This is a genomic window from Legionella micdadei (assembly GCF_000953635.1).
Taxonomy (GTDB): Bacteria; Pseudomonadota; Gammaproteobacteria; order Legionellales; family Legionellaceae; genus Tatlockia; species Tatlockia micdadei.
In genome coordinates, this window is record NZ_LN614830.1 from 66,034 (window position 1) to 92,734 (window position 26,701).

The window sequence follows — 26,701 nt, forward strand, 5'->3', positions numbered from 1 at the left end:
TTTGTTATCTAAAGAGAATAAAAATTGCCTTCAAAAAAACATCTGTAAATAAGCTTAATGGAATGGGTGGTCAACTATACTTATAGTATGGGATAACTTATTCAGATTATTGGGGAATTGTCATGGAATTCACGATGTTTTTAGCAAAAGTAATTGGCTGGTATTTTGTGATCATGGGGCTGTTTTTAATCGCACGCCAACAAACGTTAAAGACGGCAATCAATGAGCTTGTTTCTGACAGCGCATTGATGGTGGTTGTTGGGGCAATAACCCTCATTTTAGGCTTGATTTTGGTCATTGCACATAATGTCTGGGTTATTGGGTGGCCCGTAATCATTACAGTTATTGCTTGGTTGGTGTTAATCGGCGGGCTTTTACGTCTTTTTGCTCCAGAATTAGGTATTAGAATGGCGAAAGGATGGCTTAAAAATCCAAGGTATTTTATTGTAGCAGCCCTCGTTTACATTATTGTTGGTTTGTATTTGCTGTATAGAGCTTATTTTGCTTAATCAATAATAGTTGCCTTAGTCTGGGCTTGAACCGTGGGGTTAGGTCATGTCATAATGATTCAATTTTATACATGACTCGATGAGTGCTCAAAACTCCAAAATAAAATGGTTGGTATTGGCGCATGTGAGCATTATCTGCTTAAGCAACACGCTCGTGCAATTCCCTTTTGTTTTTTTAGGATTCCGCACGACTTGCGGTGCATTTACTTACCCCATCATTTTTATCTTAACTGATTTAAGTACTCGCTTGCTTGGGCAGAGTGAAGCACGAAGGGTTGTTATGCTGGCTATGTTGCCCGGCCTTCTCTGTTCTTTTCTTATTTCGAATTATTACAGCCAGGGTGATTTATTTGCCCATAATACACTCGCATTACGCATTGCCTTAGCAAGCCTCGCTGCTTACGTGCTAGGCCAATTACTTGATATTGTCATTTTCCAAAAACTGAGACTTTATCCAAAATGGTGGATCGCTCCCAGTGTTTCCAATGTGTTTGGTAATTTGTTAGATACTTTCTGTTTCTTTTTTATTGCCTTCTACCACAGTACTAATCTTTTTTTAAGTGCGCATTGGGTAGAAATTGCGACGGTGGATTTGGTATTTAAACTCACCATCAGCTTACTTACTTTTATACCCTTGTATGGAATTATTCTTCAGTTAATCTTGCGTAAGAAAACGATATTAGAACTTACAAATTGATTCATTGGTAATTGATACCTGATTCCACTAGAGAAGTGAAACAGGGCAGCCAGCAGATTAAGGCTAGCTACCCTCTCCTATTTTGCTTTATTAAACATCTCAATGACTGCTTTATTCCATTGTTCAGGTTGCTCTAAATTAGATAAATGTCCTGCGTCGGTTAGCACGACCAATTTGCTATTTTTTGCTAAAACATGCATGTTAGCACTGTGTTGAGGGGGGACAACAATATCCCGATCCCCTGTAATGATTAATATGGGTATCTTGGTTTCGGCCAGTGCATTTGCAGTATCTTTTCGGCTAGCTATCCCTCGCAGGGCAGAAGCAACCGCTGAGGGTGTTTGTACCATGATGATGTTTTGCAAAAATAACCGTGTTTGCTCAGAGGCTTCATGTGATAATGCTTTGACGATGAAGTCATTGATTAACTGTTCGGTACCTTGGGCAAGTATCTTTCTTGCTGTTGCTTCCCGTTGTTTTTTTAAACTCGGCTCATCAGCAACGGTTTGTGTGTTGGAGAGAATTAGGCCGTCTACTTTTTCTGGATATTTCTGTAAAAATGCGAGCGCAACATAGCCGCCCATTGATTCGCCGCCAATAATTGCTTTCTTAATGTAGAGTTGATCAAGCAATTGGGCGACTTGATCAGCATATTCCGTCATGGTGACTGTTTGACCAGATGTCCCTTCTGAATGACCAAAACCCCATAAGTCTAAAGTGATTAAGCGGAAATGCTGTTTTAACGCTTGCTGTTGAGGTGCCCAGAGTGCTTTATCCGTTGGAAAAGCATGAATGAGTACAAGCACCTTGCCTTCTCCAACATCTGAATAGGAAATGTATTTGGTATTTAAAGGGGGGAGCGCAAAAGCATGGGCGATACCCAAGAAGTAAGCTAAAAAGCCGAATAAAAAAACCGGTATACTTGGTCGAAGGGATTTTTTTTTATTGATATTCATTATTAGCCTTATGCTTAGGTTATAACGAAATTAGTGAGAATAATCATCGATTCTAAAGCTAAGGTGCCCTTATAGCAAATTACTCTCCAACAAAATAATCGAGAATAATTTTTTCCTTGTAGAGATGCTGATGGTGTACAATGTCTAATTTTTAGACTTAACCAATGAGTCAAAGAGTACTATGTGGACGAGGGATGATCTGGGCATGATTCATGCTTGCATAATTTTTCAACTGCAAAGCCAAATTAACAGTAATCTCATAGCTTAGTCGATGCAACAACAAAGAATTGCTATGGCAGCAAATCTCTTACCGATGAGAATAACTACAAGGGGAAGGATCATGAAAAAGTTGGGGGTAAGAATCGTAACTTGGTCGATACTAGTGTTTTCACCATTCGCATTCGCAAATCAGCAAAGTTGGGGCAGTTGGGTTGCTGGGGTGAGAGAACAGGCTATTGCGGAAGGTATTTCCCCTGCTTTATTTGATAAAGCTTTTGCAGATATTCATGAACCTAGCCGGACGGTAAAAGGTTTGGCTCGTTCCCAACCTGAACACCGCTTGACGTTTAGTAAATACCTGCATTCGCGTGCAGATAACTACCGCATCATGATGGGTCGAAAAAATTATATTAAGAACAAAGAATTATTAGAAAATGTGGGGCGGGATTTTGGTGTTGACCCCTGTTTTATTGTTGCATTTTGGGGTATGGAAAGTAGCTATGGTACTTACATGGGTAATTTCCCCGTCATTAAATCACTCGCCACTCTTGCTTATGATTCCAAACGACAAGATTTTTTCCGGAAGGAATTGTTCCTTGCCCTCCATATTCTTAATGATGGCCATGTTACGCTTGATCATTTTAAAGGGGAGTGGGCGGGTGCCTCTGGCCAGCCGCAATTTCTACCCTCAAGTTGGCTGCAATTTGCTGTTGATTATGATCAAGACGGTAAGAAAGACATTTGGGAAAGCAAAGCCGATGTTTTTGCGTCAATTGCCAATTACATGAAGAAAAATGGCTGGCAAACAGGTGAACCTTGGGCTATTCAAGTGAAGTTGCCGCCAAAATTTGATATGAGTTTAGAAGGTAAATCAACTGTAAAACCAGTAAGTGAATGGAATGCAATGGGTGTGCGTACCGAAGAAGGGCAACCTTTACCTCACCCAGAGTTGCAAGCGAGCATTGTGCAACCTTTTGGGGGCCCCACTTTCTTAGCTTATCCTAACTATAAGATGATTTTACGCTACAATAATTCTATATACTATGCAGGTGCCATTGGGTATATGGCAGACAGAATTTGTAATCGCGCCAATTAATGATTTAGGTAGCAGGAGGTGTTTTTATGGAAAACTATCTCGATAAAACAGCAAGTTTGACCCCTGCTGCCAGACGCATTATTTGCGATAAAGCCACTGAATATCCCCATACGGGGGAATATAATACGGTTGTTAAGAGGGGTTCATACCTTTGTCGCCGTTGCGGTTTAGCTTTATTTCGGGCCGCTAGCCAGTTTCATTCTGGTTGTGGCTGGCCTAGCTTTGATGATGATATCGTTCAAGCTGTTAAACAAGTTCCTGATCGAGATGGCCAGCGCACTGAAATTCTTTGCGGCCGATGTGACGCGCATTTAGGGCATGTTTTTGTGGGTGAATTTTTGACCCATAAAAACCTTCGCCATTGTGTGAATTCTGCCTCGATTGATTTTGTCCCGGATAGTAATGTATTGGATACCGAGGAAGCGATTGTGGCAGGTGGTTGTTTTTGGGGTGTTGAACATTACCTTAGCCTTTTGCCTGGGGTGCTCAAGGTGGAGGTCGGTTATACCGGCGGCGTCACGCTTAATCCAACTTATGAGCAAGTTTGCCGTGGTGATACTGGCCACTACGAAGCGGCACGCGTGGTTTATGATCTGGCTAAAACCGATTACCACACCGTATTAAAACGTTTTTTTGAAATCCATGATCCGACCCAACGAACCGGGCAGGGTCCTGATATTGGTCAGCAATATAAAAGTGCAGTATTTTACTACAACAATGAACAATTGGCTGAGGCAGAAGGGTTAATTCAAGCCCTGCGCAACCGTGGTTATGATGTTGCGACTCGTCTTCTTGAAGTACAACCATTCTGGCCTGCTGAAGGTTATCACCAAAATTATTATAGCAAGCACAATAAGCTACCCTATTGCCACAGGCCTGAGCCTCGTTTTGGTTAACGTTAGGCAATACTCAGGATTATCCAACGCCCCTTTCAGTGTCAGAAGATCATACTGCGGGAGGTGGACCTCGTCTTCCTAGCAAACCCATAACAAGCAAGACAACAAAAATAACTAAGAATAAGAAAAATAAGATTTTCGCGATGCCTGCAGCGGCGACTGCAATGCCTGTAAAACCAAAGGCGGCAGCAATAATCGCGACAATAAGAAAAAACAGTGCCCATCCCAGCATGATGCTCTCCTTAGCCATTACCTCTTTTATTAGTTAAGCCAAGAGTGAGGGGATTTTCAAGTAAATCTCTAATTCTTTGAGCAGATAAGGAGCTTTATCACAAATCGATCTGACAAACTTAAAATTAACAAAAGTGTTTAATTCTTAATATTCCCTTAATGTTAGAAGGGTATTTTTGTAGCGCTATAGCAATTTAAGGAGAAAATGATGCCATTTAACATTGAACTTTTAAGTCAGAAAGATAATATTTCTATTAAACTTCAAGTGGTTGGAAAAGTAATCAACATTTATTTTAATGGTGAAGCACAAGCAGCATTGGCTGCAAGACAGAATTGGACACATTTGGAAGGACACTTTGTAGATAGTATTCAAGAACTAGGGTCAGAGGAAGCGGTTTCCCTCACTTCAGGGGTTTATCATTTAAAAAAAGAACACACAAATGAATGGGAAAGGACGATATACCATTCTCATACTCCTTATAAAGTTGAAGTGACACCGGAATTATTCTCCTCTTATTTACACCTATTTTATGAGCAGCAAGAAAGCCATGGAGAAGAATACCAATTTTTTCAAGATTCGAATGAAGTTCTAGCAATAACAAAAGCTTTTGCTGTTTACTATCAAGCATATAAAGGCAGTGCAATGGAGCGTGAGTATGTAAGCGGAACTGTGCTGACTGAAGACGAACAAAAAGAACATAAGAAAGATGTAGAAGAGGCGCTTAGTAAACAAAAACAAGAGCAAATGGAACGGGAATTAGCTACTAGGAGGCTAATTACAATGTTAATTTCTTCATCCCCAGTGTTCACTTCCAGAGCAGAAAAAAGGGAAATAAGGTTGGATGAAGATGCTAAATTTGGATGCAGTCTTATGTAATTTTCTCTTGATTGCCCATTTGTTCGCTTTCTTGATATATCGCGTCAACTTGCTCAGCTTTACGTGTATTCTCTCTTAATTGGTATTCGTGCAGCTGAGTTTCCCAGAACAGAGTCGCCTGTTGTTTAAGTTGGTTAAGGAGGCGAAGCAATTTACCGAGGTGTTCGGCTAACATCGGTAACTTGTTTGGACCAAAGACAAGAAGTGCGACAAAGAAGGTAAGAAAAAGTTCGCCACTGCTCATGATTTTTTATCTTCATCTTCGTTTAATGCACGACGAAAATTTTTTATGGCGTTGCCTAAGTCGGTGCCAATGTTTTTTAATTTATCAGTACCAAACAAGGCGATGATGATCAATAAAATTAACAGCAATGATAAGGGTTTGATACCGCCTAATCCCATGTTAACTCCTATTTTGTTCGATTAATGAGACTGATAAATCCGCCCGTGATAGCGGCTATAAGGGCTATAGGAGCCAATTTATCATAATTCAATATATTCAGATAACTAAGTCCACTTACGGCTATCATCGCGGCAAAAATTCCAACTCCAAGGCCTTTATACCAATTTTTCTTAAAATCAGTTGCTTGTTTTTTTGCTTTACGCTGCTCAAGGGCGCGAATTTTTTGTTCCTTGGTGAGTTCTAATACCTCATGCAATAAACGCGGCATATGGGGCAATTGTTCCGTAAGAAATGGAAGATTTTCGCGCAATTGCTTGACGAAAGCCTTAGGCCCCATTTGTTCTTTAAGCCATTTTTCCAAGAATGGTTTTGCTGTTGCCCAAAGATCAAGCTCAGGATAGAGTTGCCGGCCTAATCCTTCGATGGCAAGCAACGTTTTTTGTAATAATACTAATTGCGGCTGAACTTCCATTTGGAAGCGGCGTGCGACTTGGAAGAGTCGCAAAACAACCTGAGCGAAGGAAATATCCTTCAATGGTTTTTCAAAAATAGGTTCGCAAACCGTGCGGATGGCGCTTTCAAATTCCTCCACACGAGTATCTCGAGCGACCCAGCCAGATTCCACATGGAGCTGAGCCACCCGACGATAATCGCGATTAAAAAAAGCATATAGATTTTCTGCCAGATAACGTTTATCGCTATCATTTAGTGTACCGATAATGCCAAAATCAATACAGATGTACTGAGGATCTTCTGGGCGTTGTGGGGAGACGAAAATATTTCCAGGATGCATGTCCGCATGGAAAAAGCAATCGCGAAAAACTTGGGTAAAGAAGATCTCAACGCCTCGTTCAGCTAGTTTTTTAATATTAATGCGATTGGCTTGTAAGGTAGCAAGATCAGAGACAGGAATCCCATAAATCCTTTCCATGACCATCACGTTTTCGCGGGTATAGTCCCAAAATACTTCTGGAATATAAAGAAGAGGCGAGCGGCTAAAATTACGTCTTAACTGTCCTGCGTTTGCTGCTTCGCGTTGTAAATCCAGTTCGTCAAGAAGATTATGCTCAAATTCCTGAACAATTTCTTTAGGCTTTAGACGCTTGCTTTCAGACCAATAGCGATCAGCAAAATTCGCCATGGTGTACATGATGCTTAAATCGTTTTCAATCGTTTTACGTATATTCGGCCGCAGTATCTTTACCACCACCTCTTCACCGCTACGCAAAGTCGCCGCATGAACTTGAGCCACGGATGCAGACGCAAGGGGTTGCGGATCAAAGTGGGCAAAAACCTGAAAAGCAGAGCGGCCAAAAGCGGTTTCAATGATCTTTAGGGCGATTTCGCTGGAAAAGGGGGGGACTTTATCTTGTAGTTTACATAACTCAGCAGCAATATCAGGAGGCAAAATATCTGGGCGGGTGGATAAGGCCTGGCCAAACTTAATAAAGATAGGACCTAACTCTTCCAGTGTTTTGCGCAATGCTTCGCCACGAGTTAGCTTCTGTTTACGCAGCCAATTCCAGGGATTTAAATAAACAATAAAACGGAAAGGGGAAAAAAGACGTATAGAGACAATGACTTGATCTAACCCATTACGGGCCAAAATGGTGTTGATATGTAAGAGTCTTAGTAGCTGTTTAATCGATTTCATGTTCAGTCATTAATTGGTTAACATGCGCCTGTAAACGCTCAACGTCCAAAGATAATTGATCAATATCATTGAAGAAATCTTCCATTTCCTCACGAGGGGGGAAAATTCGCAATTCTTCTTGTAAGTAATCGGTAAGGTTATGGCGTATTGAGTGAGTGAAATGTTTTTTAAAAGCTAACCCTTGACGAAAAAGGGAGCCAAGCTGGTGGGCGACGACATCACCGGTAAAATGAGCTAAATGCCCTTCCCAATCAATATCTAATTCGTCAAAGAGTTTTTTGACTTGTTGTCCTAGCTCGATATCTCCTGATAAGCGAATTTTATCGTTAAAGAGGGATCGCGCTTTTGACGCTGGTAAGAAACTTAGACGAATTAAACCGAGTGGACTGCTATGAATGATCGTATCTGGTTGGCTGTCATAATCATCTAAAAGTTGCAACTCCTCTCCCTGAAAGCGGAGGTAAAAATTTACCCCGAGTGGTGCCACAATGATTTCCAGTACTTTACCATGCAAAGCAGCAATTTTAGCCGGCATGGATTCATCAAGAGCCAGCGCATGATTAATCGCTTTCTGCAAGGCTTTTAGGGAATATTTTTTAATCATAAGACTCTCAATATTTGTATGCGATGTGCAAAGCAACAATTCCACCAGTTAAATTGTGATAATGGCAATCTTCAAACCCCGCTTTTTCGATCATTGCTTTTAAGTCTTCTTGACAAGGATGCATCCGAATCGATTCCGCGAGGTATTGATAGCTGGTTGCGTCATTGGCAACGAGTTGGCCAATTTTTGGCAATATATTAAATGAATACCAATCATAAATTGTTTTTAAACCGGGAAGGGTTGGTGTGGAGAATTCCAGAACCATTAATTTACCTCCTGGTTTGCATACTCGATACATTGAACGTAATGCTTCGTCTTTATCAGTGACATTGCGCAACCCGAAACCGATAGTGATACAATGAAAGCTATTGTCTGTGAAAGGCAGGGTTTGGGCATTGGCTTGTACGAAATTAATATTTTGATAAAGCCCTTCATCGAATAGTCTTTCGCGGCCAACAGTCAACATGGCGTTATTAATATCAGCTAAAATGACCATCCCAGCTGGCCCTACTTTTTTAGAGAGCAAGCGGGTTAAATCACCGCTGCCGCCAGCCAGATCGAGTACTGTATTGCCTGCTCTTATTTGGCTAAGCTCGATGGTAAAGCGCTTCCATAAACGATGAATACCCATGGACATGAGATCATTCATCAGGTCATAATTTTTAGCGACCGATTGAAAAACGGCGCCAACTTTTTTTTCCTTTTCATCCCAGGCTACGGATTCAAAGCCAAAATGCGTTTTTTTTCTTTGATCGGTCATTACGTCTCAAGGCAGCAAAATTGCTTATTTTAACTGATTTTTGTGAGGATACCCAACAAATTGGTTGATAAAGATGGAAAAGCGGATGAATGCAAGGATTGATTCTCCATTTGCATCATTGTTGCGGGGTAAGCGATGAGGCCACGGTATAGGCTATACCCTTTTTTCTTTGTTTTCCTCTAATGGCTTTTCATTCACTCTTAACTCAAGCCACAGGGCATTGAGTATGGCAAAAGCGCATGCCAAACCAGTGCCCAAAATCCAAGAAAAATACCACATCAATTCATCTCCTAATAGAATGTTTTATCATTATCACGAATCGCATTAATGGTTATCTTACCTCGTAACACATGGTATACCCATGATGTGTAAACGATAACAAGTGGTAAGAAGATAACGGTCGCACCCAACATAATGAACAAGGTTAATTGGCTCGAAGAACTGTCCCATACAGTTAAACTCTGGTTGGGGTTTGTAGACGAAGGCAAAATAAAAGGAAACATGCTAATGCCTACCGTAGCAATGATGCCAAAGAGGCTTAGGGCGCTCGAGATGAATGCAAGTAATGGCCGCTTAACCAACAGCATGGCTAAGAAGGAAAAAACAACGCCGAGTACAGGGGCGAGTAAAGTAAGGGGCATTTTTTGGTAATTCGATAACCAAGCCCCTGACTCCATTGCCACTTGTTTGAATAAAGGATTAGAGGGACCATCGTAAACAGGGGCACCGAGTAAACTATAGCCATTAACTCCTGTATAAATCCAAAGGCCTCCCAAAATAAACAGAACAATAGTCAGAAAGCCCGTGATGCGGGATGCTTTGATCGCCCTAAGTTGAAGGCTTCCTTCAGTTTTAATGTTGATGAAATAAGCACCATGCATAGCCAACATGGTTACCGAAAGGCAACCGCATAAAAGTGCAAAGGGATTGAGCAAGGCAAGAAATGAACCAGTGTAAAAAGGCCTTAAGCTGGTGTCGAAATAAAAAGGCACCCCTTGCAGGACATTGCCAATTGCCACACCAAAAATCAAAGAAGGAACAAAACCGCCAATAAAAAGTGCATAATCCCAAGAGTTTCGCCATTTTGGATTATTCAATTTTGAACGATATTTAAAACCGACTGGACGTAAAATTAATGCCAACAGAACCACCAACATTGCCAAATAGAATCCAGAAAAGGAAAGTGCGTACAGCATCGGCCATGCTGCAAAAATTGCTCCACCGCCTAAAATAAACCATACTTGGTTCCCTTCCCAAGTGGGGCCAATACTGTTGATGAGGATTCGTTTTTCCACATCATTTTTGGTAATCAAAGGCAACCACATGGCGATTCCTAAGTCAAAACCATCCATAATGGCAAATCCGATCAGCAACAAACCAAGCAGAATCCACCATATCAACCGCAAAGTTTCATAATCTATAGGCATTTAATTCTCCTAATCGCTTGCTTGTTCAGGACCAAGCCGGATGTATTTCACCATCAAATAAATTTCAATGACAGCAAGAGTGCTGTAGAACGCGATGAAAAAGAACAACGAGGTCATCAGTTGCGCCGTACTCACAGAGGAGGTGGCAATCGCTGTAGGGAGAATGCCTTGCACCACCCAAGGTTGACGCCCATACTCTGCTACCACCCAACCCAGCTCTGCAGCAACCCATGGCAGAGGAAGTGCGAGTAAGGCAATGAATAAATACCAACGAGTCGTGTGTAATTTTCTTTTAATCGATAAATAAAACCCTGTCGCAAATAAGAAGATAAAGAAAAACCCACAAGCAACCATGATTCTAAATGAAAAGAACATAGGGGTAACGCGTGGTTTTAGATCATTAGCAGCCTGATTAATTTGCTCTTCGCTTGCATCGACGACTTTTTCTGTGTATTTCTTTAACAACAGACCATAGCCAAGGGAGTTTCCATAAGCTGCAAAATCAGTTTTTGCTTGTTCGTCATTAGGGTTTGCTTGGAGCTGGGTCAAAGCGCTGTAGGCACGTATTCCTTCACGAATTCGTTGCTTTCCTTGTTCAATGAGTTCAACGATACCATCTAAAGGTTCGTTAATGGAGCGGGTAGCGATTAACCCCAAAACGTAAGGAACACTCATTGAATAATTCGTGCGTTTGTTTTCCTCATCGGGTATCCCAAATAGCGTCAAGCCTGCCGGCGCTTCTTCGGTATGCCACATGGCTTCCATTGTCGCCATTTTCATTTTTTGGTTAGCATTGGCAAGATAGCCGCTTTCATCACCCAATACCACTACCGAAAGCGCTGAGGCAAGCCCAAATGAGACAGCAACGGTCATCGAGCGTTTCGCAAATTGAATATTCCGTCCACGCAATAGAAAATAAGCACTGATAGCCAAGACAAAAACTGACCCTGTGACGTAGCCAGCACTAATTGTATGAACAAATTTGGCTTGAGCGACTGGGTTAAAAAAGATTTCAAAGAAATCAGCGACTTCCATACGCATAGTTTGAAAATTGAATTTCGCGCCAACCGGGTTTTGCATCCAGCCGTTCGCAATTAAGATCCATAAAGCGGATAAATTGGTGCCGAGAGCCAACAGCCAAGTGCAGACCATATGTTGAAACTTTGATAATCGTTCCCAGCCGAAAAAAAATAAACCGACAAAAGTGGCTTCCAAAAAAAACGCCATCAACCCTTCGATTGCTAAGGGGGCGCCAAAAACATCACCCACGTAATGAGAATAGTATGCCCAATTTGTACCAAACTGAAACTCCATGGTTAAACCCGTGGCTACCCCCATGACGAAGTTGATTCCAAATAATAGCCCCCAATATTTAACAAGCTGACGCCAGATGTCTCTGCCGGTCATGACATAAACGGTTTCCATAATGGCGAGAATGAGAGAGAGGCCTAACGTTAATGGTACAAAAAGAAAATGATAAAGAGCTGTCAATGCAAACTGGAGTCGAGAAAGATCGACTACTTCACTACCAGGAATCATGGTGTCACCTTGTACTCGGAGTTGATTGAGAATGAATGCTGCTTGCTGTTAACCAGTTTTGCGGAATCATCGATGTTTTTGATTCATCTTTAAAGCAGACCCACCAAAGGACTAATAAGAATAACAATTTGACGAATAAAGTTATCTGGATATCACGAACTATCGGCTTCATAATTGTTACTTAATGATCAGTTGATTGAAGATTATCCTATTTTTATTTAAAATAACTTGATCCAGATCAAGTTTTATGTTGGCTATGTAATTTTCCAGGTAAAGGCCCTTGTCTACTGAAATAAAATTGCCTCTCGTAGATGTGCGTAAAGCATGCTCGGCCTGTGCTTTAGGCTCTTTTTGCCGAAATCAAACAAAAGAAAAACGGTTTCGAACTGGTGAAATACTGATCAAAGCCAACTCAGTTTTGAGTAACATCATCATTATTAAACAGGGTGCAGCAAAATCGCATCAATTCTTGGCCACAGGCAAAGAGCAAATTATCAATTTTTACTTGCCCGGTGAACCCATAGGGTTTAACGCAATTTCTGACAGATTGCATCCACACACGGTGAGCGCCTTAATTGATACCACAGTTTGCGAAATTTCTTTTCAACATCTGCTCAGTCAGATTAGCTATGATCCCCACCTGCAACTTTTGCTTTTTCAGGTGGCTAAAAATTTTCCTAGCCTAGAATTCGATTATCACTATTCCGCTGCGGTTTCCACGGCACAGCGGCTCGCTACTTTTTTTATTCACTTAGCCAATCGGTTAAACCAATCTAACATCCCATATCCTTTTGATTTACCTATGAAACAGCAGGACATTGCTAATTTTTTAGGAACAACTCCTGAGACAATTAGTCGATTAATGGCCATTTTTCAGAAGGAAAAATTAATTGGATTCACGAAAAAGAAGGTTAGCTTTATTGATGTAGACGGGTTGCAGCTGGTGTGAATATCGATGATGATTGGCTAAATCTTTTGTTAGAAAAATCCCTCTGGAGTCTTTAAAGCATGGTGTACAGTATTGAGATGTTATCTAATTTTATAGGTATCTTAGGCGTTATTCTTGTTTTAGTCGCATTTTTTTTATCGCAAGCGGGGAAAGTCGCTGTTGATTCTTTAAATTATTTAGGTAGCAATCTACTAGGCTCTTCGTTGATAACAGTCTCCTTGGTTTTTCATTGGAATTTATCGTCTTTTTTGATCGAGATGGCATGGAGCGCAATCAGCATTATGGGAATCATTCGAGTATGGTTACAAAATAAGGCAAGAGGAAAGGCCGAGCCGGTTTAACCGGCCCAGCTTAACCCGATTAAGAAGCAGTATCATCATCGGAATCAGAAGAGCTCGGGCTTGTTGAGCTGTTTGAATCGCTACCAGAGTTAGTGGTGGAACCACTGTCTGTTGAACTACCGGTGTTACTTTGATCACCAGACTGAGGTGTGGTGGTTGATTGTTGAGTATTATCAGAAGCCATTTGATTCACATCAGCATGAGCTAATACAGAAACAGAAGCACCAAATAGTAAAGCAAGTAAAGCTACTACTTTTTTCATCGAATCTCTCCTCGAGTTAGTCAAAAACATCCTCTCGTAATCCAAATGATTACTTTTTAAATAGTTTAAAAAATCATCATTTGGATTACGAGAGTTACTTAAGAATATAGCTAAATTTTTTTAAAATTAACAATTTAAAGAAAAATTTCATAAAAGTGATAAAATTTTGCTATCCATTTGCAATTTAAGTGCATTTTTAAACTTAACCGAGTAGGCGATTAAGTCTCTCAAGGTATTTTTGTTCGTCAGGAGGATTCTGACTACGTTGCGCTTCCCATAAGCATTCAGCTAAAGAGTCCATTATAAGATGTTCAACTGTTAAGTGATCAGTATGTTTATTTAACAGGGCTTTATAAATTTGAAGGATACCGTGTGGTCGGTCGGTACTCACTTGATCGCGGATTGCAAGATGTAACCCCATATGTAAAAAAGGATTTGTCTTCCCGAGTTCAGGAAAATAGACATGGTCATATTGCTCTGCTGGGGTTTCAAATAACGATTGATATTCAGGATGATCAATGATAACAGCAACAAGCTGTTGCTCTAACGGTTGAAGAGGTTGCTTTTGCCGGTATTTTTTCCAGCTAGAGAAAAACAGTTGTCGTGTATCTTGGACTTTATCACCATAAAACATAGCTAACCCGAATATATTGAGGCATTGATATAAGTTTAACTCAGTCTTTATTGATACGAAAATTAAATTGAATTTAATCGAAGTTATTCCCGGATATCGAAAAAACGTCTTCGGGGAAATGAACTTACTCGCATTCTAGTTGCAGCCACGCAGGGCTGCCCCATTAAAAATACACCGTGCCAATATCAGGAGATTCCTCGCTACGCTCTGAACGACAGGTTATTTTTAATGGGGCAGTCCTAGACCTTAAAAAAGTAGATGATTTATTACCCCATGAACTTCAAAATACACCGTGCCAATGTCAGGAGATTCCTCGCTACGCTCGGAACGACAGGTTATTTTTAATGGGGCAGTCCTAGACCTTAAAAAAGCAGATGATTTATTACCCCATGAACTTCAAAATACACCGTGCCAATATCAGGAGATTCCTCGCTACGCTCGGAACGACAGGTTATTTTTAATGGGGCAGCGCTATACAGCCACGGAGCAATTGTTGACAACCCTGCTCAAGTTATGAGATATTCTCTGTTGCGAGGTTGGACTTGCTATGTGTCATTCCACTGGGTCAATTGGCGACACACTGATTGACCCTTTCTATTTCTCTCACCTATTCGTACAGTATTCAACAAAAGTTGCTATTTTTTTTCCAATGCGATAAAAATATTTCTACACGGTAATATCCAATGGACGGAGTAAATTGCTATGGTTGGGTTCTTTAAACAAAAATTATCAGTACCTCGTGTGGCATTGCCGATTGATTCGAATTCCAAAGTTGAAGCATTTGATTCGGGGAATGAAAAACATCAGGAAATTATTAATGCGAGAGTAGCCCGATTTAAAGAGGCACTTGAAGCAATAAGCACCGTCGATAAAGGAATTGCGCTGGGTTTTACAATGAGCTCAGTGGTATACGGGGTGAATAGCATTCCTTACCTACCTTATATTCCCCTCTCATTAACTATTGGTATGGCTGGTACTTTCATTCTCGCATATAGTCTTGGTTGTCGCTCAAAAGCCTACGAAAAATACCAAAAAGCTTTCATTGACTTAAAGGAAGTTTATGAATGGTCAATGGGTACGAGACGTAGCGACAATGAGTATTGGTATGCGATACGGGAAAAAGCAGTTCAAGAGATGATCCTTACCCTAGGCCCTTGGGTGCCAAAGGAAGTAATTTGTACTTGGAAAGAAAAAGACTTGAAATCAGGATTGATTCCTGAGTATGTGAAAGAGCGCCTTCCCCTAAGACAAGCTAAGGAGCTCTCTGAGGATTTTAAAGGTAAATTATCCGCACTTGCTTCAGGAAGCATTCAAGCGGCGAACTGGCAATATCGTTACTACGGTGAGAATAATATGGGCGATTTTTCCGTCATCGCCGAGGGGCATTGGGAGCAAGCAAAATCACTTGGTTTAAGCCTGAAAGCAATGGCTACAAAACTAGTAGGAACATTCATGGCTGCGCCCTCTCCCAAACCCCATAGCGGCTAATTAAGCTTAAAATTGGCTGCTGGCTAACTTCAAGCTTAAACCGAGCATTAACAATCCACTTAAAAATTCAATGCGTCGCCAAACGGTGACGCGTGATAAGACATCAGAAAAATAATGTGTAGTAAAAGTTAGGGATGAAAACCATAAAAAGCTTGCTGAAATCACACCCAATAAAAACGCTTGTGGGTGATCTGGAAATTGAGTACTGCCGCTGCCAATGATCACTAGGCTATCAATGATTGCATGAGGATTAAGAAGGCTAAATCCTAGCGCGAGCATGACAATTTGTAATCGATTGATCTTATCTTGATCCCGGGTTGATTGTGCGGACTGTTTGCCAAAAGCTCGCTTCAATGCTTTCGCACCATACCAAAGAAGAAAGGCTACGCCAAACCAAGTAACCCAGATTTGTAAGACAGGGTGTAATCTCAATACTTCGTGCAAGCCAGCAACACTTGCGCAGACTAAAATGATATCGCAACAAAAACAAATTAATGCAGAGAGTACAGCATGCTGACGTAATGCCCCTTGACGAATCAGGAAAACATTTTGTGGCCCTAAAGCCATGATAAGCGATAACCCCAACATCAATCCATTGAGATAGACCAGCATGATGCCCCCCATTTAGACCATTAGGCTAGTAATTATCCATCATTTAGTCCTATAATTGAAATTAATAATTATAATTATCGATAAATAATACTTATGAGAATTGAACAACGCGGGCTACAAGCACTCGATGCAGTAATTCAGACGCAAAGTTTTGCTGAAGCGGCTAAACGATTATTCATTACTCAACCCGCGGTGAGTTTACGCATCAAACAGCTAGAAGCGCAGTTTGGCCAGCCCTTGTTGATAAGGACACTTCCTTACAAAGCAACCGCTTTGGGGGAAAAATTGCTAAGCTTGCTTCAGCGCACACGATTACTTGAAGACCATTTATTGCAAGAAATTAAGCGCGATACTCCAGCGAGGCTTTCGATAGCATTGAACAGGGATAGCTTAGAAACTTGGTTTATTCGTTTGTTGGACGAATTAAGCCTACTTGAAAAAATCAATATCGACATCATCACGGATGACCAAGAACTCACGATTGATTATTTTCGTCAAGGGTCTGTTTCTTCTTGTATTACTAGTTTTAATAAAGCATTACCTGGTTGTGAGTGCGTCTTGTTAGGGCATATGGATTATTTGCTTGTGGCATCACAAGATTTCATCAATCGCCATTTTAAGCCTAAAAAAACATTAGAAGAGAACTTGATTGCAGCACCTGTTATTATTTTTGATGATCGTGATCGATTACCTGAACAGTATTTCAAGCATTTTTTTGGTAAATCACTCCCTTTAGGTCGCCATCACAAGGTACCTTCCGTCCAAGGTTACAAGCAATTTGCTTTACATGGCTATGGTTATGGATTGATTCCACGTTTAGATATTTTAGAGGAATTAGCAAAAGGGGATTTAGTGGATATTTGTCCTGATAAACCGTGGTTAATGCCGCTTTATTGGCATTATTGGCAATTGCCGGCGCGCCAATACCAACGGTTTATTGAAAAAATAGTTACAGAAGCGAAACGCTTCCTTGTTTAACTGGGCAATAATCAAACTATCTATTTAGGAAATGAAGAGCAATGAAGGGAATTAAAATGGCTGAGGTTTCATGGCCTGTTATCGAACGGGCCTTTAAAGCCAATTTGCCTTTAATTATACCGCTGGGTGCAGGTTGTAAAGAACATGGCTTGCATTTACCTATGAACACGGATTTGATCCTTGTCGAGTATTTGGCGAATTGGGTCATTCAAAATTATGCCGTGTTAATCGCTCCTCCAGTGCCCTATAATTTTTTCCCCGCTTTTATTGAATACCCTGGCTCAGCCACACTTTCTTATGAGGTTTCTGTTCATTTTTTTGTGGATTTATGTGTATCCTGGCATCAACAGGGTGCTAATCAATTCTATGTGTTGAACACAGGTGTAAGTACGAATCAGGTTTTAAAACAAGCCCAAGAGAAACTTAAATCCAAAGGAATAAGGTTAGACTATTGTGATTTCTCGCTACTCCATAATCACCCTGAGATGAAAAAGATAACCCAACAAAAAGTCGGTACTCATGCGGATGAGATAGAAACTTCGATTATGCTTTACATCAAACCAGAAGTAGTTGATTTAGCTAAGGCAAGGCCTGAAGAAAACCAGGCCATGCCAGGCCCTTTGACGCGAGATATCAGCGCGGAACATAAGACGGTTTCAATAACAGGAGCCTGGGGGAATCCGACGCTTGCTACGCGTGAAAAAGGAGAAATCGCTGTTGGCATTTTGCAAAGGATCCTGCGCAAGGATTTTAGCGAAAAGTTAATGATGACGGAGTGATGCTATAAAACCATTGACCATCAACCCGCTAACCACTAGGATAAACCAATCAAATAGTAGTGAAAATTTATGGAACAGATCAATCTAAGCTGGTTTACAGCGATCAATGCAGGTGCCAATTTACACGGCTTTGCATTAGGGTTAGCAGTTTTTGCCGCTAAATACCTTGTGTATTTCGTAGTTTTAGGTTTGGCGATACTTTGGTTACGAGGAGAGCCAAAGCATCGTAATACGTTGCTATTAGCGTTTGGTGGTTGCTTAATTGCGTTATTTATCAATTGGATTATCGGGCTGATTTGGTATCATCCCCGCCCTTTCGTGCTGGGTGTTGGACATACCTATCTTCATCATGCGCCCGATAGTTCATTCCCTAGCGATCATACAACAGGTCTTTGTGCCATTAGCTTTGTTTTTTTATGGCGGGAAAAAGTGCGGAGTGCAATTACCCTCCTATTATTAGTGGTGGCGCTTTGTACGGCATGGGCACGCATTTATGTCGGCTTGCACTATCCGTTTGATATCTTGGGCAGTATGGCGGTGGCTTTATTTTCAACCCTGATCATGATCTATTTGGCCCCCTTGTTTGAAAAACATGTGATGCCAATTCCAGAACAAATTCATCGCATGTTATTTCAATCGCATGCAAAAAATGGATAAGGAAAGCTAACTTAAAAAAACATTGTTGAAAGGAGGCAATATCATATGCATAGCGTTCTGATTGTCGGCGCCGGACCCACTGGCCTAATGATGGCGTGTGAGTTGGCTCGGTATGGAATTTCTTTCCGGATTATTGATAAAAAAGCAGAACCGACAGCGACAACTAATGCTGCAGGTATCCATGCCCGGACATTAGAGATATTTGAACACATCGGAATTGTGCAGCAATTTCTTGCTGCAGGCAATGTTGCTGATTGCCTTGAGGTTAATTCAAAAAATACAATCTTGGTGCGAGTACCGCTAAATACAGTCGATTCCCATTTTAAATTTGTTTTGTTATTACCCCAGTCGGTAACCGAAAAAATATTGAATGAGCATCTGCAAGAACTCAATCATCAAGTAGAAAGAATGGTGGAATTAACTGAGCTCAAACTAGAAGACGATAAAGTGATCTCCACTGTGAAGCATCCGGATGGCCATCTTGAAACCATAGAAACCGAGTGGGTTATTGGATGTGATGGTTACCACAGTACTGTGAGGGAGAAGTCGCAGATTGAAATGCACGGTTCTGATATTCGTGAAGCGTTCTTTGTAACTGATGCCCGAGTTAAAACAAAATCATCTTCTAATGTTATCGAAGCATTTTTTAGCAAAGGAACTGTTGTCGCGTTGTTCCCCTTACCGGACGAAACTGGCAAAAACGATAAATTCCGTGTTGTTGCCAATATGAAATCAATCGAGGCAAAAAAAACGTTTACCGAGGAAGAAATAAGAAGCATTATTCATGACCATACAGACGGGCAATGTGAGGTATCTGAGATTATATGGTCTTCACATTTTTGGATTCACAGTAAGATGGCATCGTCGCTGCGCAAAGAACGTATTTTCATTGCGGGTGATGCAGCCCATGTGCATTCACCTGCTGGGGCACAAGGGATGAATACTGGAATTCAGGATGTGTATAACTTAGCCTGGAAATTGGCCCTAGTTATCAACAAAAAGGCTAACTCAAACTTTCTTGAAAGCTATCAGCAAGAGCGCTACCCAATTATTCACACTATTGTCAATGCGACTTATAGAATGTCTCGGCTGGCGCTAACAACAAATCCTATTTTGATAGCAATACGCAATTTTTTCATCAGAAACATAACTGGGCGATCTGAATCGATTAAGAAAATAATGGTAAAATACATCGCCCAACTCGGATGGAATTATCGAAAAAGCCCGATTGTAGACAAAGAAACACTCACACGGCATTTCATGTTACAACCTGGGGATCTTATCGTTGATGTAGCACTAGAAGACAAAAAGCATTTATTCGATTTTCTTAATAATACACAACATAATTTATTATTATTTTCTGGCCCCTCCCCTAGCCCTGAGACACAAAAAAATATCGCTGCAACTTATCAATGGGTAACGCAAAATACCGATAATCTAATTAAAGTTTATGTGGTGAGTAATGACAAAATTGAGTTGCCCAATATTATTAATGACGTGGGGTTGGCTATACATCGGCGGTACAATGTAACCAAACCAAGCATGTGTTTAGTCAGGCCCGATCATTATATTGGGCTTTTTAAAGAAGAAATGACCTATCTTACCCTGAAAAAATATTTTGATAGGGTAGGGCTGCATTTTGGATGAAAACCGGCATATGGTCTGCAGGGTTTTAATCTTTACGAATAAGGATATAAGGGTGTTGGTTTTTATCCAACCAACGTAGAATTGCCAAGAGATGGGGCTCATCCATAGCAATACAACCTGCCGTGGGGGAGTTGGCAGATGTCCATAGATGCATAAAAATGGCACTTCCAGCCCCTGGGACGACAGGATCCGTATTATAATTAACTATAACGCCCATTTTGTAAGATTTAACGAGCATCGGCTCATAACTTTTAGCCTTTGTTTTACCATTAATCCACTGGTTATAATCTTTAGAATTCACATCATCGATAAACTTGTCGTCTTTAGTAATGTATTTGTAATCCATCTTAAGTGCCAGAGGCTGGGAACCAAAAGCTTCGCCTAACCTATATAATCCAGCTGGTGTTTTTAAATCACCTTCTTTTTTCTTGCCAATTCTAGCGATGCCCGATTTACCAATCACTGCGTTAAAAGGAGGTCGGATTCGTTGCCAACGTTTTCCTTGCCGCTGGCAAGCCATGATCTTAGCTTTGTATCCTGATAAAGAGCTTACAACAATGACTTGTGAAGTTCGTTTAGGCAGATTTAGCTGTGCCAATAAAAATTGGCAACGGCTAGTCGTTTTATCCATAGCAAAAACAGTAAAGGGAAAGATAACAACTATAAAGAATAAAAATAAAACGTTGGTTTTTTGCAATTAAACTACCCCTAATTGATGGTGAATGGAATACGATTAATATTAGTAACGTTTTGACTACCATAAAGCATAAAAGAAAAAAACAAAACTTAGAGGGTATTGCCAATTGCAAGAATTTGCCGCGTGTTTAGCTTCTATCAAACGAATAAAAAAACGATTCTGTTTAATTTCTTGTCAACTATCCATAAAACAGTTGATATATACATTAAAGATAGCTATAAATATCGATGCGTTAAAGCGTAAACAATTAATAGGCATGTTTTTTGCTTTTAAAACCGGCTTAATTTGAATCTTAAAGATTCTGAGAAAGCGGCTAAAGGATTAGCTTTATAGGGTTTTAAGTTTTTAATTGTCAATAACACATACTGATTAACTAAAAGGAGTCAGTTGTCTACCATGAAGAGAGGGAATTTGATATGAGTAGTATTATTGATGTAGCTATTAAGCGTTTGTCGGATAGCAGTTGCAGCGAATACGAATTGCGCCTGTTCTTAGAAAAGGAATTTTCCAATTTGTCAAATCCAAGATCCCAAATTGATGCAGCTTTTAAAAGACTAAAAGAACTGCAATTGATTAATGATCTCCGATTAGCCTCGAATTTAGCGCAACATTACGCGCATAAAGGGAATCGCTTTATTTCACAAATGCTAGAGCAGAAAGGAATATCAGAGGAGATAATCACAAAAGTGTTATCGTCTCTTGAGAATGAAAATGTTCGAGCCTTAGATGAAGCACGTAAAAAACTCGGCGGTCAATGGGATAGTTCTGAAAAAGCGATGAGTCTTCTCCAACGGTTTTTAACAGGCCGTAGTTTTTCAGGTGCGGTTATTCAGACAGTAATAGGGCAACTTGAGCAAAGTGCAGCTTAAAAAGAAAATAACATTCTTAAACGTCCTTTGTTACGTCCAACGTGGATTAGGCCGCTTGATCTAACATTGTTTTAAGTGCTAAAGGTTAGGTCGTGATCCAGCCTATCGAACGTGTCATCCCGGGCAAAATGAGAGATGTCCTGACTCTAGGCTGTGAGCTAGATTCAGTGATCTTTCGTTCAGCTCGAGATGACCTCTACATTACCGTCTAATAAACATTGAAGTTGCTTGCCTACGAGTATAAAATGCCGAGATTAATTTTCCTGCTGGTGTTTACCCGAAGGTACACAAATTAAGGAGGGGGCGTGGGCTCTTTGTTGAAAAAAAACAAAAAAGCTGTATCTTTTTTAGCGATGCTTCTATTTATGCCAGGCATTTTGCATGCGACTCAAAATGCGAATAGCAATGTGCCTGTTAACACCCAAGGTAATCCACCTCCACCACCAGCGAGTAGCCCTCTGCCAGCACAAAAGAATGGGCCAGCCGAACCTTTAGTTAATGGCTATTACCCGGAATACCCCCCAACAGCACCAGCAACAGGGGAGCAGGCTGAATTAATCAAGCGTGGCGAATATTTAGCGAGAATGGGTGATTGCATTGCTTGCCATACTAATGTCAAAGGAAAAACGCCTGCTTTTGCAGGTGGTTTGCCGATCGATACGCCATTTGGCAGATTTTATAGTCCAAACATTACCCCTGACAAAGAGACGGGTATTGGTAATTGGACTGAACAAGATTTTATCCGTGCAATGAAGCAAGGCCGTGATCCACAAGGAAGAAACTACTTTCCTGTTTTCCCTTATATTTATTTTTCCAAGGTTACGGATGACGATGCACGTGCGCTTTATGCTTATTTTATGAGCATACCCCCGGTCAAGCTTAAGAATAAAGATTTGCCGTTTCCATTTAACGTCCCTGGAGCAAGGTTCTCACTGTGGGGTTGGAATTTATTATTCTTCTTTCCAGAAGACGAGCCGATTAAATATGATTCAACAAAATCCCCAGCGTGGAATCGTGGAAGATACATTGTCGACGGCTTAGGCCACTGCAGTATGTGCCACACACCTTTAAACATTTTTGGTGCACCAAAAAATCGCTTCTATTTGACAGGGGCTTTCATAGATGGTTATTGGGCGCCTAACATTACGAAATATGGTTTGGCTTCCGCCTCTCATGCCGAAGTTTCCGATGTGTTTTCAAAAGGCGAATTGATAAACCGGGCAGGTCCAGTAGCGGGTCCAATGGCTGAAGTGGTGCACAACAGCTTAACCCATTTAACTGAAGAAGATCGGCTAGCAATGGCTACCTACCTGAAGACAGTCGTTAGCGAAGAGCCTTTAGGCGTCTCTGGTTCAGAGAGTCAGCCTACCCTAAAACGTGGAAAACAAGTCTACGTTAATGCGTGTATTATTTGCCACCAAAACGGAGAAATGAGTGCCCCTGTGATAGGTAATTCTTCCAATTGGTATTCCCGCTTAAAGAACAGTGGGTTAACTGGTCTATACCGCCATGCAATCGATGGTTATAACAGCATGCCAGTTAAAGGCGCTTGTGTAACCTGCTCCGATAACGATGTTATTGCAGCAGTCGACTACATCCTCAATGAATCGTTAACGCGTTCACAATGGAGCGATTTAACCACTGGCGGTGCAGCAAAATACCCATCAAGTGGTAAGGAAATCTATGATGAAAACTGTGGAGTGTGCCACAATCAAGGATTGCAAGGCGCGCCTAGGATAGGTGATAAAAATGCATGGCAGCCTTTAATCGCGCAAAATATGGATGTGTTGATCGAAAAAACGATGAAAGGCGATGATCATCCAAAAAATGGCGGCTGCAAGCACTGCACCACCGGAGAGGTGATTGAGGCGATCAAATATATAGTGAGCCAATCTAAAACGGAAGGTAATTATTCACTATGGTAGGTTATGGCTTTCGGCTCAAATTCTAATAAATTTAATCATCAGCTAGGATAGTTGAGTAAAAATGTGCCTATAAGCGAGAGTGCTTATAGGCAGTGCTCTAAAAATTTTAGCAAATTGAAGGGGTGAAAACGGGGATGCAAAATAGGTCTAAGGTAAGCAAGGGGCTTACCGCCTTGATTGGGTTAGTAGTTGGCCAGCAAGCCATGGCCGAGGCGGATAAGTGGCAATTAAACATGTACAAAGGGGTTACCCCGATTAGTCATGATGTGTATGACTTACATATGATTGCTATGGTGATTTGCGCAATCATCGGCATAGTCGTATTTGGCGTGATGATTTATTCTTTAATTCACCACCGCAAATCCAAAGGCCACACCCCCGCAACGTTTCACGATAATTTCCGCTTAGAAATTGTATGGTCGATTATCCCGTTTTTAATTTTGCTAGGTCTTGCTGTTCCGGCAACAAAAGTGTTGATCCGTCAAGATGACAGCAGCGATTCTGATGTGACTATTAAAGTAGTTGGTTATCAATGGAAGTGGCAATACCAATACCTCGATCAAGGCATTAGCTTTTTCTCTAATTTATCGACCCCCTTTTCGCAAATCAATAATCAGCAAGCAAAAGGGGAATGGTACTTATTGGAAGTCGATAAGCCTTTAGTTGTGCCTGTCAATAAAAAAATCCGTTTTCTCGTGACTTCCAACGATGTAGTGCATTCGTGGTGGGTGCCAGAATTAGGGGTTAAGCGTGATGCGATTCCCGGATTTATGCATGAGGCATGGGCGAGAATTGAAAAGCCGGGCACATACCGTGGTCAATGTGCCGAATTATGCGGTATTAACCATGGCTTTATGCCTATCGTAGTCCAAGCGGTGAATGAAGAGGAATTTAACCAATGGGTTGCGAGTCAAGTAAAAGTCAAGGATCAGTATGCTGAAGAGGTTAATCAGCCTACAACCCAAGCGAGTGTGCCCCGCGATGAGCTTATGAGTTTAGGTAAGCAAATGTACGATCAAAACTGTGCTGCGTGCCATCAGGCAGACGGTAAGGGCTTGCCACCCATGTACCCTGCGCTTAAAGGAAGTTCGGTGGCAGTAGGTAAACCCATTTCCCGACACATTTCGCTAGTCCTAAATGGTATTCCAGGTTCTGCTATGCAACCTTACCGGGATCAATTGAGTGATAAAGATATTGCAGCGATTATTACCTACGAGCGCAATGCTTGGGAGAATAATACAGGCGATGTGGTTCAACCTGCTGACGTTGCGAAAGTACGTCAAGACGAGATGAAACAACCTAAAATGGTGGAAAAAGCGAAGGTCGGAGGTTTACGATGAGTCAAGTGCTAGCACATGATGCAGAACATGAAGAACATGGTCCAGAGCAAGGGAAGGGATTCTTTGGTTTTGTAAAGCGATGGCTATTTACCACGAACCATAAAGATATCGGTACACTGTACTTGTGGTTAGCAATGATCAGCTTCTTTGTGGCGGGTGCCATGGCTCTAATCATTAGAGCTGAACTTTTTCAACCTGGTCATCGCTTCGTTGATCCAAACTTTTTTAACCAAATGACTACCCTTCATGGCTTGATTATGCTCTTTGGGGTTGTGATGCCAGCATTTACAGGAATGGCTAACTGGCAAATTCCAATGATGATTGGCGCTCCAGACATGGCTTTGCCACGATTAAACAACTGGAGCTTCTGGATTCTGCCTTTTGCGTTTGCTTTGCTTGGTTCAACTATGTTCCATAATGGTGGAGGGCCAAATTTTGGTTGGACAATGTATGCACCATTGTCAACAAAATTCGCTCCCCCTAGCACCGACTTTATGATTTTTTCTGTGCATATGATGGGACTTTCTTCCATTATGGGCTCGATTAATATCATCGCAACCATTCTCAATATGCGTGCGCCAGGTATGACATTGATGAAAATGCCTATGTTCGTTTGGACCTGGCTTATCACTGCCTTTCTACTCATCGCTATCATGCCGGTACTCGCGGGCGCTGTCACGATGATGCTCGCTGACCGACATTTCGGCACCAGTTTTTTTGAGGCTGCTGGAGGTGGTGACCCCATTTTATTCCAGCATGTATTTTGGTTTTTTGGCCATCCCGAAGTTTACGTATTAGTGTTGCCGGCTTTCGGTGTTGTCTCAGAGATTATCCCAACGTTTAGCCGTAAACCTTTATTTGGTTATCATTTCATGGTCTATGCGACAGTTAGTATTGCTCTTTTGTCATTCATCGTATGGGCACATCATATGTTCACCACGGGTATTCCATTGGCCAGTGAGTTGTTCTTCATGTATACCACCATGCTGATTGCTGTCCCTACTGGGGTTAAAGTCTTTAACTGGGTCAGTACGATGTTTAAAGGGGCAATGACTTTTGAAACACCGATGCTTTTTGCTGTGGCCTTTGTGTTTTTATTCACAATCGGGGGATTCACTGGACTGATGCTAGCATTGGTGCCTGCCGACTACCAATATCAAGACACGTATTTCGTAGTTGGCCACTTCCACTATGTGCTGGTTCCAGGTGTTATTTTTGCCCTTCTAGGTGCAACCTATTATTGGCTGCCAAAGTGGACAGGCCACATGTACAATGAGCGCCTGGGGAAATGGCACTTCTGGTTGTCGGTCATTTCAGTGAATATTGCGTTTTTCCCAATGCATTTCTTAGGACTAGCCGGTATGCCGCGACGAATCCCTGATTATGCATTGCAATTTGCCAATTTTAATATGATATCGACTATTGGTGCCTTTATTTTCGGGTTCTCACAATTACTCTTCTTATTCAATGTAGTGAGAACGGTACGTAAACATGGTCCGAAAGTTGAGGCTCGAGTTTGGGAAGGTGCACATGGTTTAGAGTGGACTCTGCCTTCACCACCACCTTACCATAGTTTTGTCACCCCACCTCACGTTGAATCGGAGCATCTGTTCCATTACTGAGTTATAGTTGATGTAAAAAATGAACCTGTGAGC

The 26,701-nt window shown here is 41.3% G+C and carries 31 protein-coding genes; 16 read left to right on the plus strand and 15 right to left on the minus strand.

The genetic code is table 11. The features are described from left to right. Nucleotides 1–122: 122 nt before the first annotated feature. Nucleotides 123–509: a hypothetical protein gene (locus LMI_RS00295; protein WP_045098024.1), complete on the plus strand. Its 387-nt coding sequence runs from the start codon at nucleotides 123–125 to the stop codon at nucleotides 507–509. A gap of 79 nt (nucleotides 510–588) precedes the next feature. Beyond that, on the plus strand, nucleotides 589–1,206 hold the full coding sequence (locus tag LMI_RS00300; RefSeq protein ID WP_045098025.1) for a 7-cyano-7-deazaguanine/7-aminomethyl-7-deazaguanine transporter: 618 nt from the start codon (nucleotides 589–591) through the stop codon (nucleotides 1,204–1,206). Nucleotides 1,207–1,283: 77 nt separating this feature from the next. Here the strand turns inward: LMI_RS00300 and LMI_RS00305 are convergent, their stop codons facing one another. Beyond that, the gene (locus LMI_RS00305) at nucleotides 1,284–2,162 is read right to left on the minus strand and encodes an alpha/beta fold hydrolase (RefSeq protein WP_052679396.1); all 879 of its coding nucleotides are present in this window, start codon (nucleotides 2,160–2,162) and stop codon (nucleotides 1,284–1,286) included. Between the two features lie 340 nt (nucleotides 2,163–2,502). On the opposite strand from LMI_RS00305, the gene LMI_RS00310 reads away from it, so the two are divergent. Then, nucleotides 2,503–3,477, plus strand: coding sequence for a lytic murein transglycosylase (locus LMI_RS00310; protein WP_045098026.1), 975 nt, complete (start codon nucleotides 2,503–2,505; stop codon nucleotides 3,475–3,477). 26 nt (nucleotides 3,478–3,503) lie between these two features. Beyond that, complete coding sequence (locus LMI_RS00315; RefSeq protein WP_045098027.1) at nucleotides 3,504–4,373, plus strand: bifunctional methionine sulfoxide reductase B/A protein; 870 nt, start codon at nucleotides 3,504–3,506, stop codon at nucleotides 4,371–4,373. Between the two features lie 49 nt (nucleotides 4,374–4,422). Here the strand turns inward: LMI_RS00315 and LMI_RS00320 are convergent, their stop codons facing one another. Continuing rightward, complete coding sequence (locus LMI_RS00320) at nucleotides 4,423–4,605, minus strand: DUF1328 domain-containing protein (RefSeq protein WP_045098028.1); 183 nt, start codon at nucleotides 4,603–4,605, stop codon at nucleotides 4,423–4,425. A gap of 204 nt (nucleotides 4,606–4,809) precedes the next feature. Between LMI_RS00320 and LMI_RS00325 the strand changes: the two genes are divergently transcribed. Beyond that, on the plus strand, nucleotides 4,810–5,481 hold the full coding sequence (locus LMI_RS00325) for a hypothetical protein (protein ID WP_143000975.1): 672 nt from the start codon (nucleotides 4,810–4,812) through the stop codon (nucleotides 5,479–5,481). Here LMI_RS00325 and LMI_RS00330 read toward each other — a convergent pair. From LMI_RS00330 to cydP, 9 genes are all read right to left on the minus strand, one after another. Beyond that, a complete protein-coding gene (locus LMI_RS00330) occupies nucleotides 5,474–5,725 on the minus strand; it encodes a Sec-independent protein translocase subunit TatA/TatB (RefSeq protein WP_045098030.1) in 252 nt (83 codons plus the stop codon). The two genes, LMI_RS00325 and LMI_RS00330, sit on opposite strands and share 8 nt — an antisense overlap. Beyond that, nucleotides 5,722–5,883 carry a twin-arginine translocase TatA/TatE family subunit gene (gene tatA / locus LMI_RS00335; RefSeq protein ID WP_045098031.1) on the minus strand — a complete coding sequence of 54 codons (162 nt, stop codon included), beginning with the start codon at nucleotides 5,881–5,883 and terminating at the stop codon, nucleotides 5,722–5,724. Before tatA ends, LMI_RS00330 begins: the two co-directional genes overlap by 4 nt. Before the next feature lie 8 nt (nucleotides 5,884–5,891). Beyond that, complete coding sequence (gene ubiB, locus LMI_RS00340; protein ID WP_045098032.1) at nucleotides 5,892–7,538, minus strand: ubiquinone biosynthesis regulatory protein kinase UbiB; 1,647 nt, start codon at nucleotides 7,536–7,538, stop codon at nucleotides 5,892–5,894. Then, nucleotides 7,525–8,142 (minus strand): ubiquinone biosynthesis accessory factor UbiJ, encoded by a 618-nt coding sequence (locus LMI_RS00345; protein WP_045098033.1) that lies wholly within the window; start codon nucleotides 8,140–8,142, stop codon nucleotides 7,525–7,527. The genes ubiB and LMI_RS00345 overlap by 14 nt, the downstream gene beginning before the upstream one ends. 7 nt (nucleotides 8,143–8,149) lie before the next feature. Then, on the minus strand, nucleotides 8,150–8,902 hold the full coding sequence (gene ubiE / locus LMI_RS00350) for a bifunctional demethylmenaquinone methyltransferase/2-methoxy-6-polyprenyl-1,4-benzoquinol methylase UbiE (RefSeq protein WP_045098034.1): 753 nt from the start codon (nucleotides 8,900–8,902) through the stop codon (nucleotides 8,150–8,152). Between the two features lie 153 nt (nucleotides 8,903–9,055). Then, the gene (cydX, locus tag LMI_RS15010; RefSeq protein ID WP_197540468.1) at nucleotides 9,056–9,184 is read right to left on the minus strand and encodes a cytochrome bd-I oxidase subunit CydX; all 129 of its coding nucleotides are present in this window, start codon (nucleotides 9,182–9,184) and stop codon (nucleotides 9,056–9,058) included. A gap of 8 nt (nucleotides 9,185–9,192) precedes the next feature. Beyond that, nucleotides 9,193–10,329 carry a cytochrome d ubiquinol oxidase subunit II gene (gene cydB / locus LMI_RS00360; RefSeq protein ID WP_045098036.1) on the minus strand — a complete coding sequence of 379 codons (1,137 nt, stop codon included), beginning with the start codon at nucleotides 10,327–10,329 and terminating at the stop codon, nucleotides 9,193–9,195. Between the two features lie 9 nt (nucleotides 10,330–10,338). Then, a complete protein-coding gene (locus LMI_RS00365) occupies nucleotides 10,339–11,868 on the minus strand; it encodes a cytochrome ubiquinol oxidase subunit I (protein ID WP_045098037.1) in 1,530 nt (509 codons plus the stop codon). Between the two features lie 4 nt (nucleotides 11,869–11,872). Beyond that, nucleotides 11,873–12,040, minus strand: coding sequence for a cytochrome oxidase putative small subunit CydP (gene cydP, locus LMI_RS15740; protein ID WP_173891919.1), 168 nt, complete (start codon nucleotides 12,038–12,040; stop codon nucleotides 11,873–11,875). A gap of 108 nt (nucleotides 12,041–12,148) precedes the next feature. On the opposite strand from cydP, the gene LMI_RS00370 reads away from it, so the two are divergent. Both LMI_RS00370 and LMI_RS00375 read left to right on the plus strand, forming a co-directional pair. Beyond that, nucleotides 12,149–12,817 (plus strand): Crp/Fnr family transcriptional regulator, encoded by a 669-nt coding sequence (locus LMI_RS00370; protein ID WP_052679397.1) that lies wholly within the window; start codon nucleotides 12,149–12,151, stop codon nucleotides 12,815–12,817. 59 nt (nucleotides 12,818–12,876) lie between these two features. Beyond that, nucleotides 12,877–13,158, plus strand: coding sequence for a CBU_0592 family membrane protein (locus tag LMI_RS00375; protein ID WP_045098038.1), 282 nt, complete (start codon nucleotides 12,877–12,879; stop codon nucleotides 13,156–13,158). Nucleotides 13,159–13,177: 19 nt separating this feature from the next. Here the strand turns inward: LMI_RS00375 and LMI_RS00380 are convergent, their stop codons facing one another. Both LMI_RS00380 and LMI_RS00385 read right to left on the minus strand, forming a co-directional pair. After that, on the minus strand, nucleotides 13,178–13,420 hold the full coding sequence (locus LMI_RS00380; RefSeq protein ID WP_045098039.1) for a hypothetical protein: 243 nt from the start codon (nucleotides 13,418–13,420) through the stop codon (nucleotides 13,178–13,180). A gap of 202 nt (nucleotides 13,421–13,622) precedes the next feature. Further along, nucleotides 13,623–14,054, minus strand: coding sequence for a DUF1841 family protein (locus LMI_RS00385; protein WP_045098040.1), 432 nt, complete (start codon nucleotides 14,052–14,054; stop codon nucleotides 13,623–13,625). A gap of 702 nt (nucleotides 14,055–14,756) precedes the next feature. Between LMI_RS00385 and LMI_RS00395 the strand changes: the two genes are divergently transcribed. After that, on the plus strand, nucleotides 14,757–15,542 hold the full coding sequence (locus LMI_RS00395; RefSeq protein ID WP_045098042.1) for a hypothetical protein: 786 nt from the start codon (nucleotides 14,757–14,759) through the stop codon (nucleotides 15,540–15,542). A gap of 6 nt (nucleotides 15,543–15,548) precedes the next feature. On the opposite strand, the gene LMI_RS00400 is transcribed toward LMI_RS00395, so the two are convergent. After that, nucleotides 15,549–16,154 carry a LysE/ArgO family amino acid transporter gene (locus LMI_RS00400; RefSeq protein ID WP_045098043.1) on the minus strand — a complete coding sequence of 202 codons (606 nt, stop codon included), beginning with the start codon at nucleotides 16,152–16,154 and terminating at the stop codon, nucleotides 15,549–15,551. 93 nt (nucleotides 16,155–16,247) lie between these two features. Here LMI_RS00400 and LMI_RS00405 point away from each other — a divergent pair, with 93 nt between their 5' ends. From LMI_RS00405 to LMI_RS00420, 4 genes are all read left to right on the plus strand, one after another. Next, entirely contained in the window at nucleotides 16,248–17,132 is an 885-nt protein-coding gene (locus LMI_RS00405; protein WP_045098044.1) for a LysR family transcriptional regulator ArgP, read from the plus strand. Nucleotides 17,133–17,188: 56 nt separating this feature from the next. Continuing rightward, entirely contained in the window at nucleotides 17,189–17,911 is a 723-nt protein-coding gene (locus tag LMI_RS00410) for a creatininase family protein (protein WP_161939844.1), read from the plus strand. Nucleotides 17,912–17,980: 69 nt separating this feature from the next. Next, nucleotides 17,981–18,568: an undecaprenyl-diphosphatase gene (locus LMI_RS00415; protein WP_045098046.1), complete on the plus strand. Its 588-nt coding sequence runs from the start codon at nucleotides 17,981–17,983 to the stop codon at nucleotides 18,566–18,568. A gap of 45 nt (nucleotides 18,569–18,613) precedes the next feature. Continuing rightward, entirely contained in the window at nucleotides 18,614–20,215 is a 1,602-nt protein-coding gene (locus LMI_RS00420; RefSeq protein WP_052679398.1) for an FAD-dependent monooxygenase, read from the plus strand. A 25-nt stretch (nucleotides 20,216–20,240) separates the two neighbouring features. On the opposite strand, the gene LMI_RS00425 is transcribed toward LMI_RS00420, so the two are convergent. After that, entirely contained in the window at nucleotides 20,241–20,912 is a 672-nt protein-coding gene (locus LMI_RS00425) for a L,D-transpeptidase family protein (RefSeq protein WP_052679399.1), read from the minus strand. Between the two features lie 416 nt (nucleotides 20,913–21,328). Between LMI_RS00425 and LMI_RS00430 the strand changes: the two genes are divergently transcribed. The 4 genes from LMI_RS00430 (at nucleotide 21,329) to ctaD (ending at nucleotide 26,668) form a co-directional block, all read left to right on the plus strand. Continuing rightward, nucleotides 21,329–21,781: a regulatory protein RecX gene (locus tag LMI_RS00430; protein ID WP_045098047.1), complete on the plus strand. Its 453-nt coding sequence runs from the start codon at nucleotides 21,329–21,331 to the stop codon at nucleotides 21,779–21,781. Between the two features lie 305 nt (nucleotides 21,782–22,086). Further along, the gene (locus LMI_RS00435; RefSeq protein WP_231852192.1) at nucleotides 22,087–23,706 is read left to right on the plus strand and encodes a c-type cytochrome; all 1,620 of its coding nucleotides are present in this window, start codon (nucleotides 22,087–22,089) and stop codon (nucleotides 23,704–23,706) included. A 134-nt stretch (nucleotides 23,707–23,840) separates the two neighbouring features. Next, nucleotides 23,841–25,046 (plus strand): cytochrome c oxidase subunit II, encoded by a 1,206-nt coding sequence (gene coxB, locus LMI_RS00440; protein ID WP_045098048.1) that lies wholly within the window; start codon nucleotides 23,841–23,843, stop codon nucleotides 25,044–25,046. Further along, nucleotides 25,043–26,668: a cytochrome c oxidase subunit I gene (gene ctaD, locus LMI_RS00445; protein ID WP_045098049.1), complete on the plus strand. Its 1,626-nt coding sequence runs from the start codon at nucleotides 25,043–25,045 to the stop codon at nucleotides 26,666–26,668. Before coxB ends, ctaD begins: the two co-directional genes overlap by 4 nt. Nucleotides 26,669–26,701: the final 33 nt, after the last annotated feature.

Bases quoted from the DNA above. Each gene is read 5' to 3' on its own strand.
- LMI_RS00295 (WP_045098024.1), top strand. From the start codon at position 123: ATGGAATTCACGATGTTTTTAGCAAAAGTAATTGGCTGGTATTTTGTG.
- LMI_RS00300 (WP_045098025.1), top strand. From the start codon at position 589: ATGAGTGCTCAAAACTCCAAAATAAAATGGTTGGTATTGGCGCATGTG.
- LMI_RS00305 (WP_052679396.1), bottom strand. From the start codon at position 2,162: ATGAATATCAATAAAAAAAAATCCCTTCGACCAAGTATACCGGTTTTT.
- LMI_RS00310 (WP_045098026.1), top strand. From the start codon at position 2,503: ATGAAAAAGTTGGGGGTAAGAATCGTAACTTGGTCGATACTAGTGTTT.
- LMI_RS00315 (WP_045098027.1), top strand. From the start codon at position 3,504: ATGGAAAACTATCTCGATAAAACAGCAAGTTTGACCCCTGCTGCCAGA.
- LMI_RS00320 (WP_045098028.1), bottom strand. From the start codon at position 4,605: ATGCTGGGATGGGCACTGTTTTTTCTTATTGTCGCGATTATTGCTGCC.
- LMI_RS00325 (WP_143000975.1), top strand. From the start codon at position 4,810: ATGATGCCATTTAACATTGAACTTTTAAGTCAGAAAGATAATATTTCT.
- LMI_RS00330 (WP_045098030.1), bottom strand. From the start codon at position 5,725: ATGAGCAGTGGCGAACTTTTTCTTACCTTCTTTGTCGCACTTCTTGTC.
- tatA (WP_045098031.1), bottom strand. From the start codon at position 5,883: ATGGGATTAGGCGGTATCAAACCCTTATCATTGCTGTTAATTTTATTG.
- ubiB (WP_045098032.1), bottom strand. From the start codon at position 7,538: ATGAAATCGATTAAACAGCTACTAAGACTCTTACATATCAACACCATT.
- LMI_RS00345 (WP_045098033.1), bottom strand. From the start codon at position 8,142: ATGATTAAAAAATATTCCCTAAAAGCCTTGCAGAAAGCGATTAATCAT.
- ubiE (WP_045098034.1), bottom strand. From the start codon at position 8,902: ATGACCGATCAAAGAAAAAAAACGCATTTTGGCTTTGAATCCGTAGCC.
- cydB (WP_045098036.1), bottom strand. From the start codon at position 10,329: ATGCCTATAGATTATGAAACTTTGCGGTTGATATGGTGGATTCTGCTT.
- LMI_RS00365 (WP_045098037.1), bottom strand. From the start codon at position 11,868: ATGATTCCTGGTAGTGAAGTAGTCGATCTTTCTCGACTCCAGTTTGCA.
- cydP (WP_173891919.1), bottom strand. From the start codon at position 12,040: ATGAAGCCGATAGTTCGTGATATCCAGATAACTTTATTCGTCAAATTG.
- LMI_RS00375 (WP_045098038.1), top strand. From the start codon at position 12,877: ATGGTGTACAGTATTGAGATGTTATCTAATTTTATAGGTATCTTAGGC.
- LMI_RS00380 (WP_045098039.1), bottom strand. From the start codon at position 13,420: ATGAAAAAAGTAGTAGCTTTACTTGCTTTACTATTTGGTGCTTCTGTT.
- LMI_RS00385 (WP_045098040.1), bottom strand. From the start codon at position 14,054: ATGTTTTATGGTGATAAAGTCCAAGATACACGACAACTGTTTTTCTCT.
- LMI_RS00395 (WP_045098042.1), top strand. From the start codon at position 14,757: ATGGTTGGGTTCTTTAAACAAAAATTATCAGTACCTCGTGTGGCATTG.
- LMI_RS00400 (WP_045098043.1), bottom strand. From the start codon at position 16,154: ATGCTGGTCTATCTCAATGGATTGATGTTGGGGTTATCGCTTATCATG.
- LMI_RS00405 (WP_045098044.1), top strand. From the start codon at position 16,248: ATGAGAATTGAACAACGCGGGCTACAAGCACTCGATGCAGTAATTCAG.
- LMI_RS00410 (WP_161939844.1), top strand. From the start codon at position 17,189: ATGGCTGAGGTTTCATGGCCTGTTATCGAACGGGCCTTTAAAGCCAAT.
- LMI_RS00415 (WP_045098046.1), top strand. From the start codon at position 17,981: ATGGAACAGATCAATCTAAGCTGGTTTACAGCGATCAATGCAGGTGCC.
- LMI_RS00420 (WP_052679398.1), top strand. From the start codon at position 18,614: ATGCATAGCGTTCTGATTGTCGGCGCCGGACCCACTGGCCTAATGATG.
- LMI_RS00430 (WP_045098047.1), top strand. From the start codon at position 21,329: ATGAGTAGTATTATTGATGTAGCTATTAAGCGTTTGTCGGATAGCAGT.
- coxB (WP_045098048.1), top strand. From the start codon at position 23,841: ATGCAAAATAGGTCTAAGGTAAGCAAGGGGCTTACCGCCTTGATTGGG.
- ctaD (WP_045098049.1), top strand. From the start codon at position 25,043: ATGAGTCAAGTGCTAGCACATGATGCAGAACATGAAGAACATGGTCCA.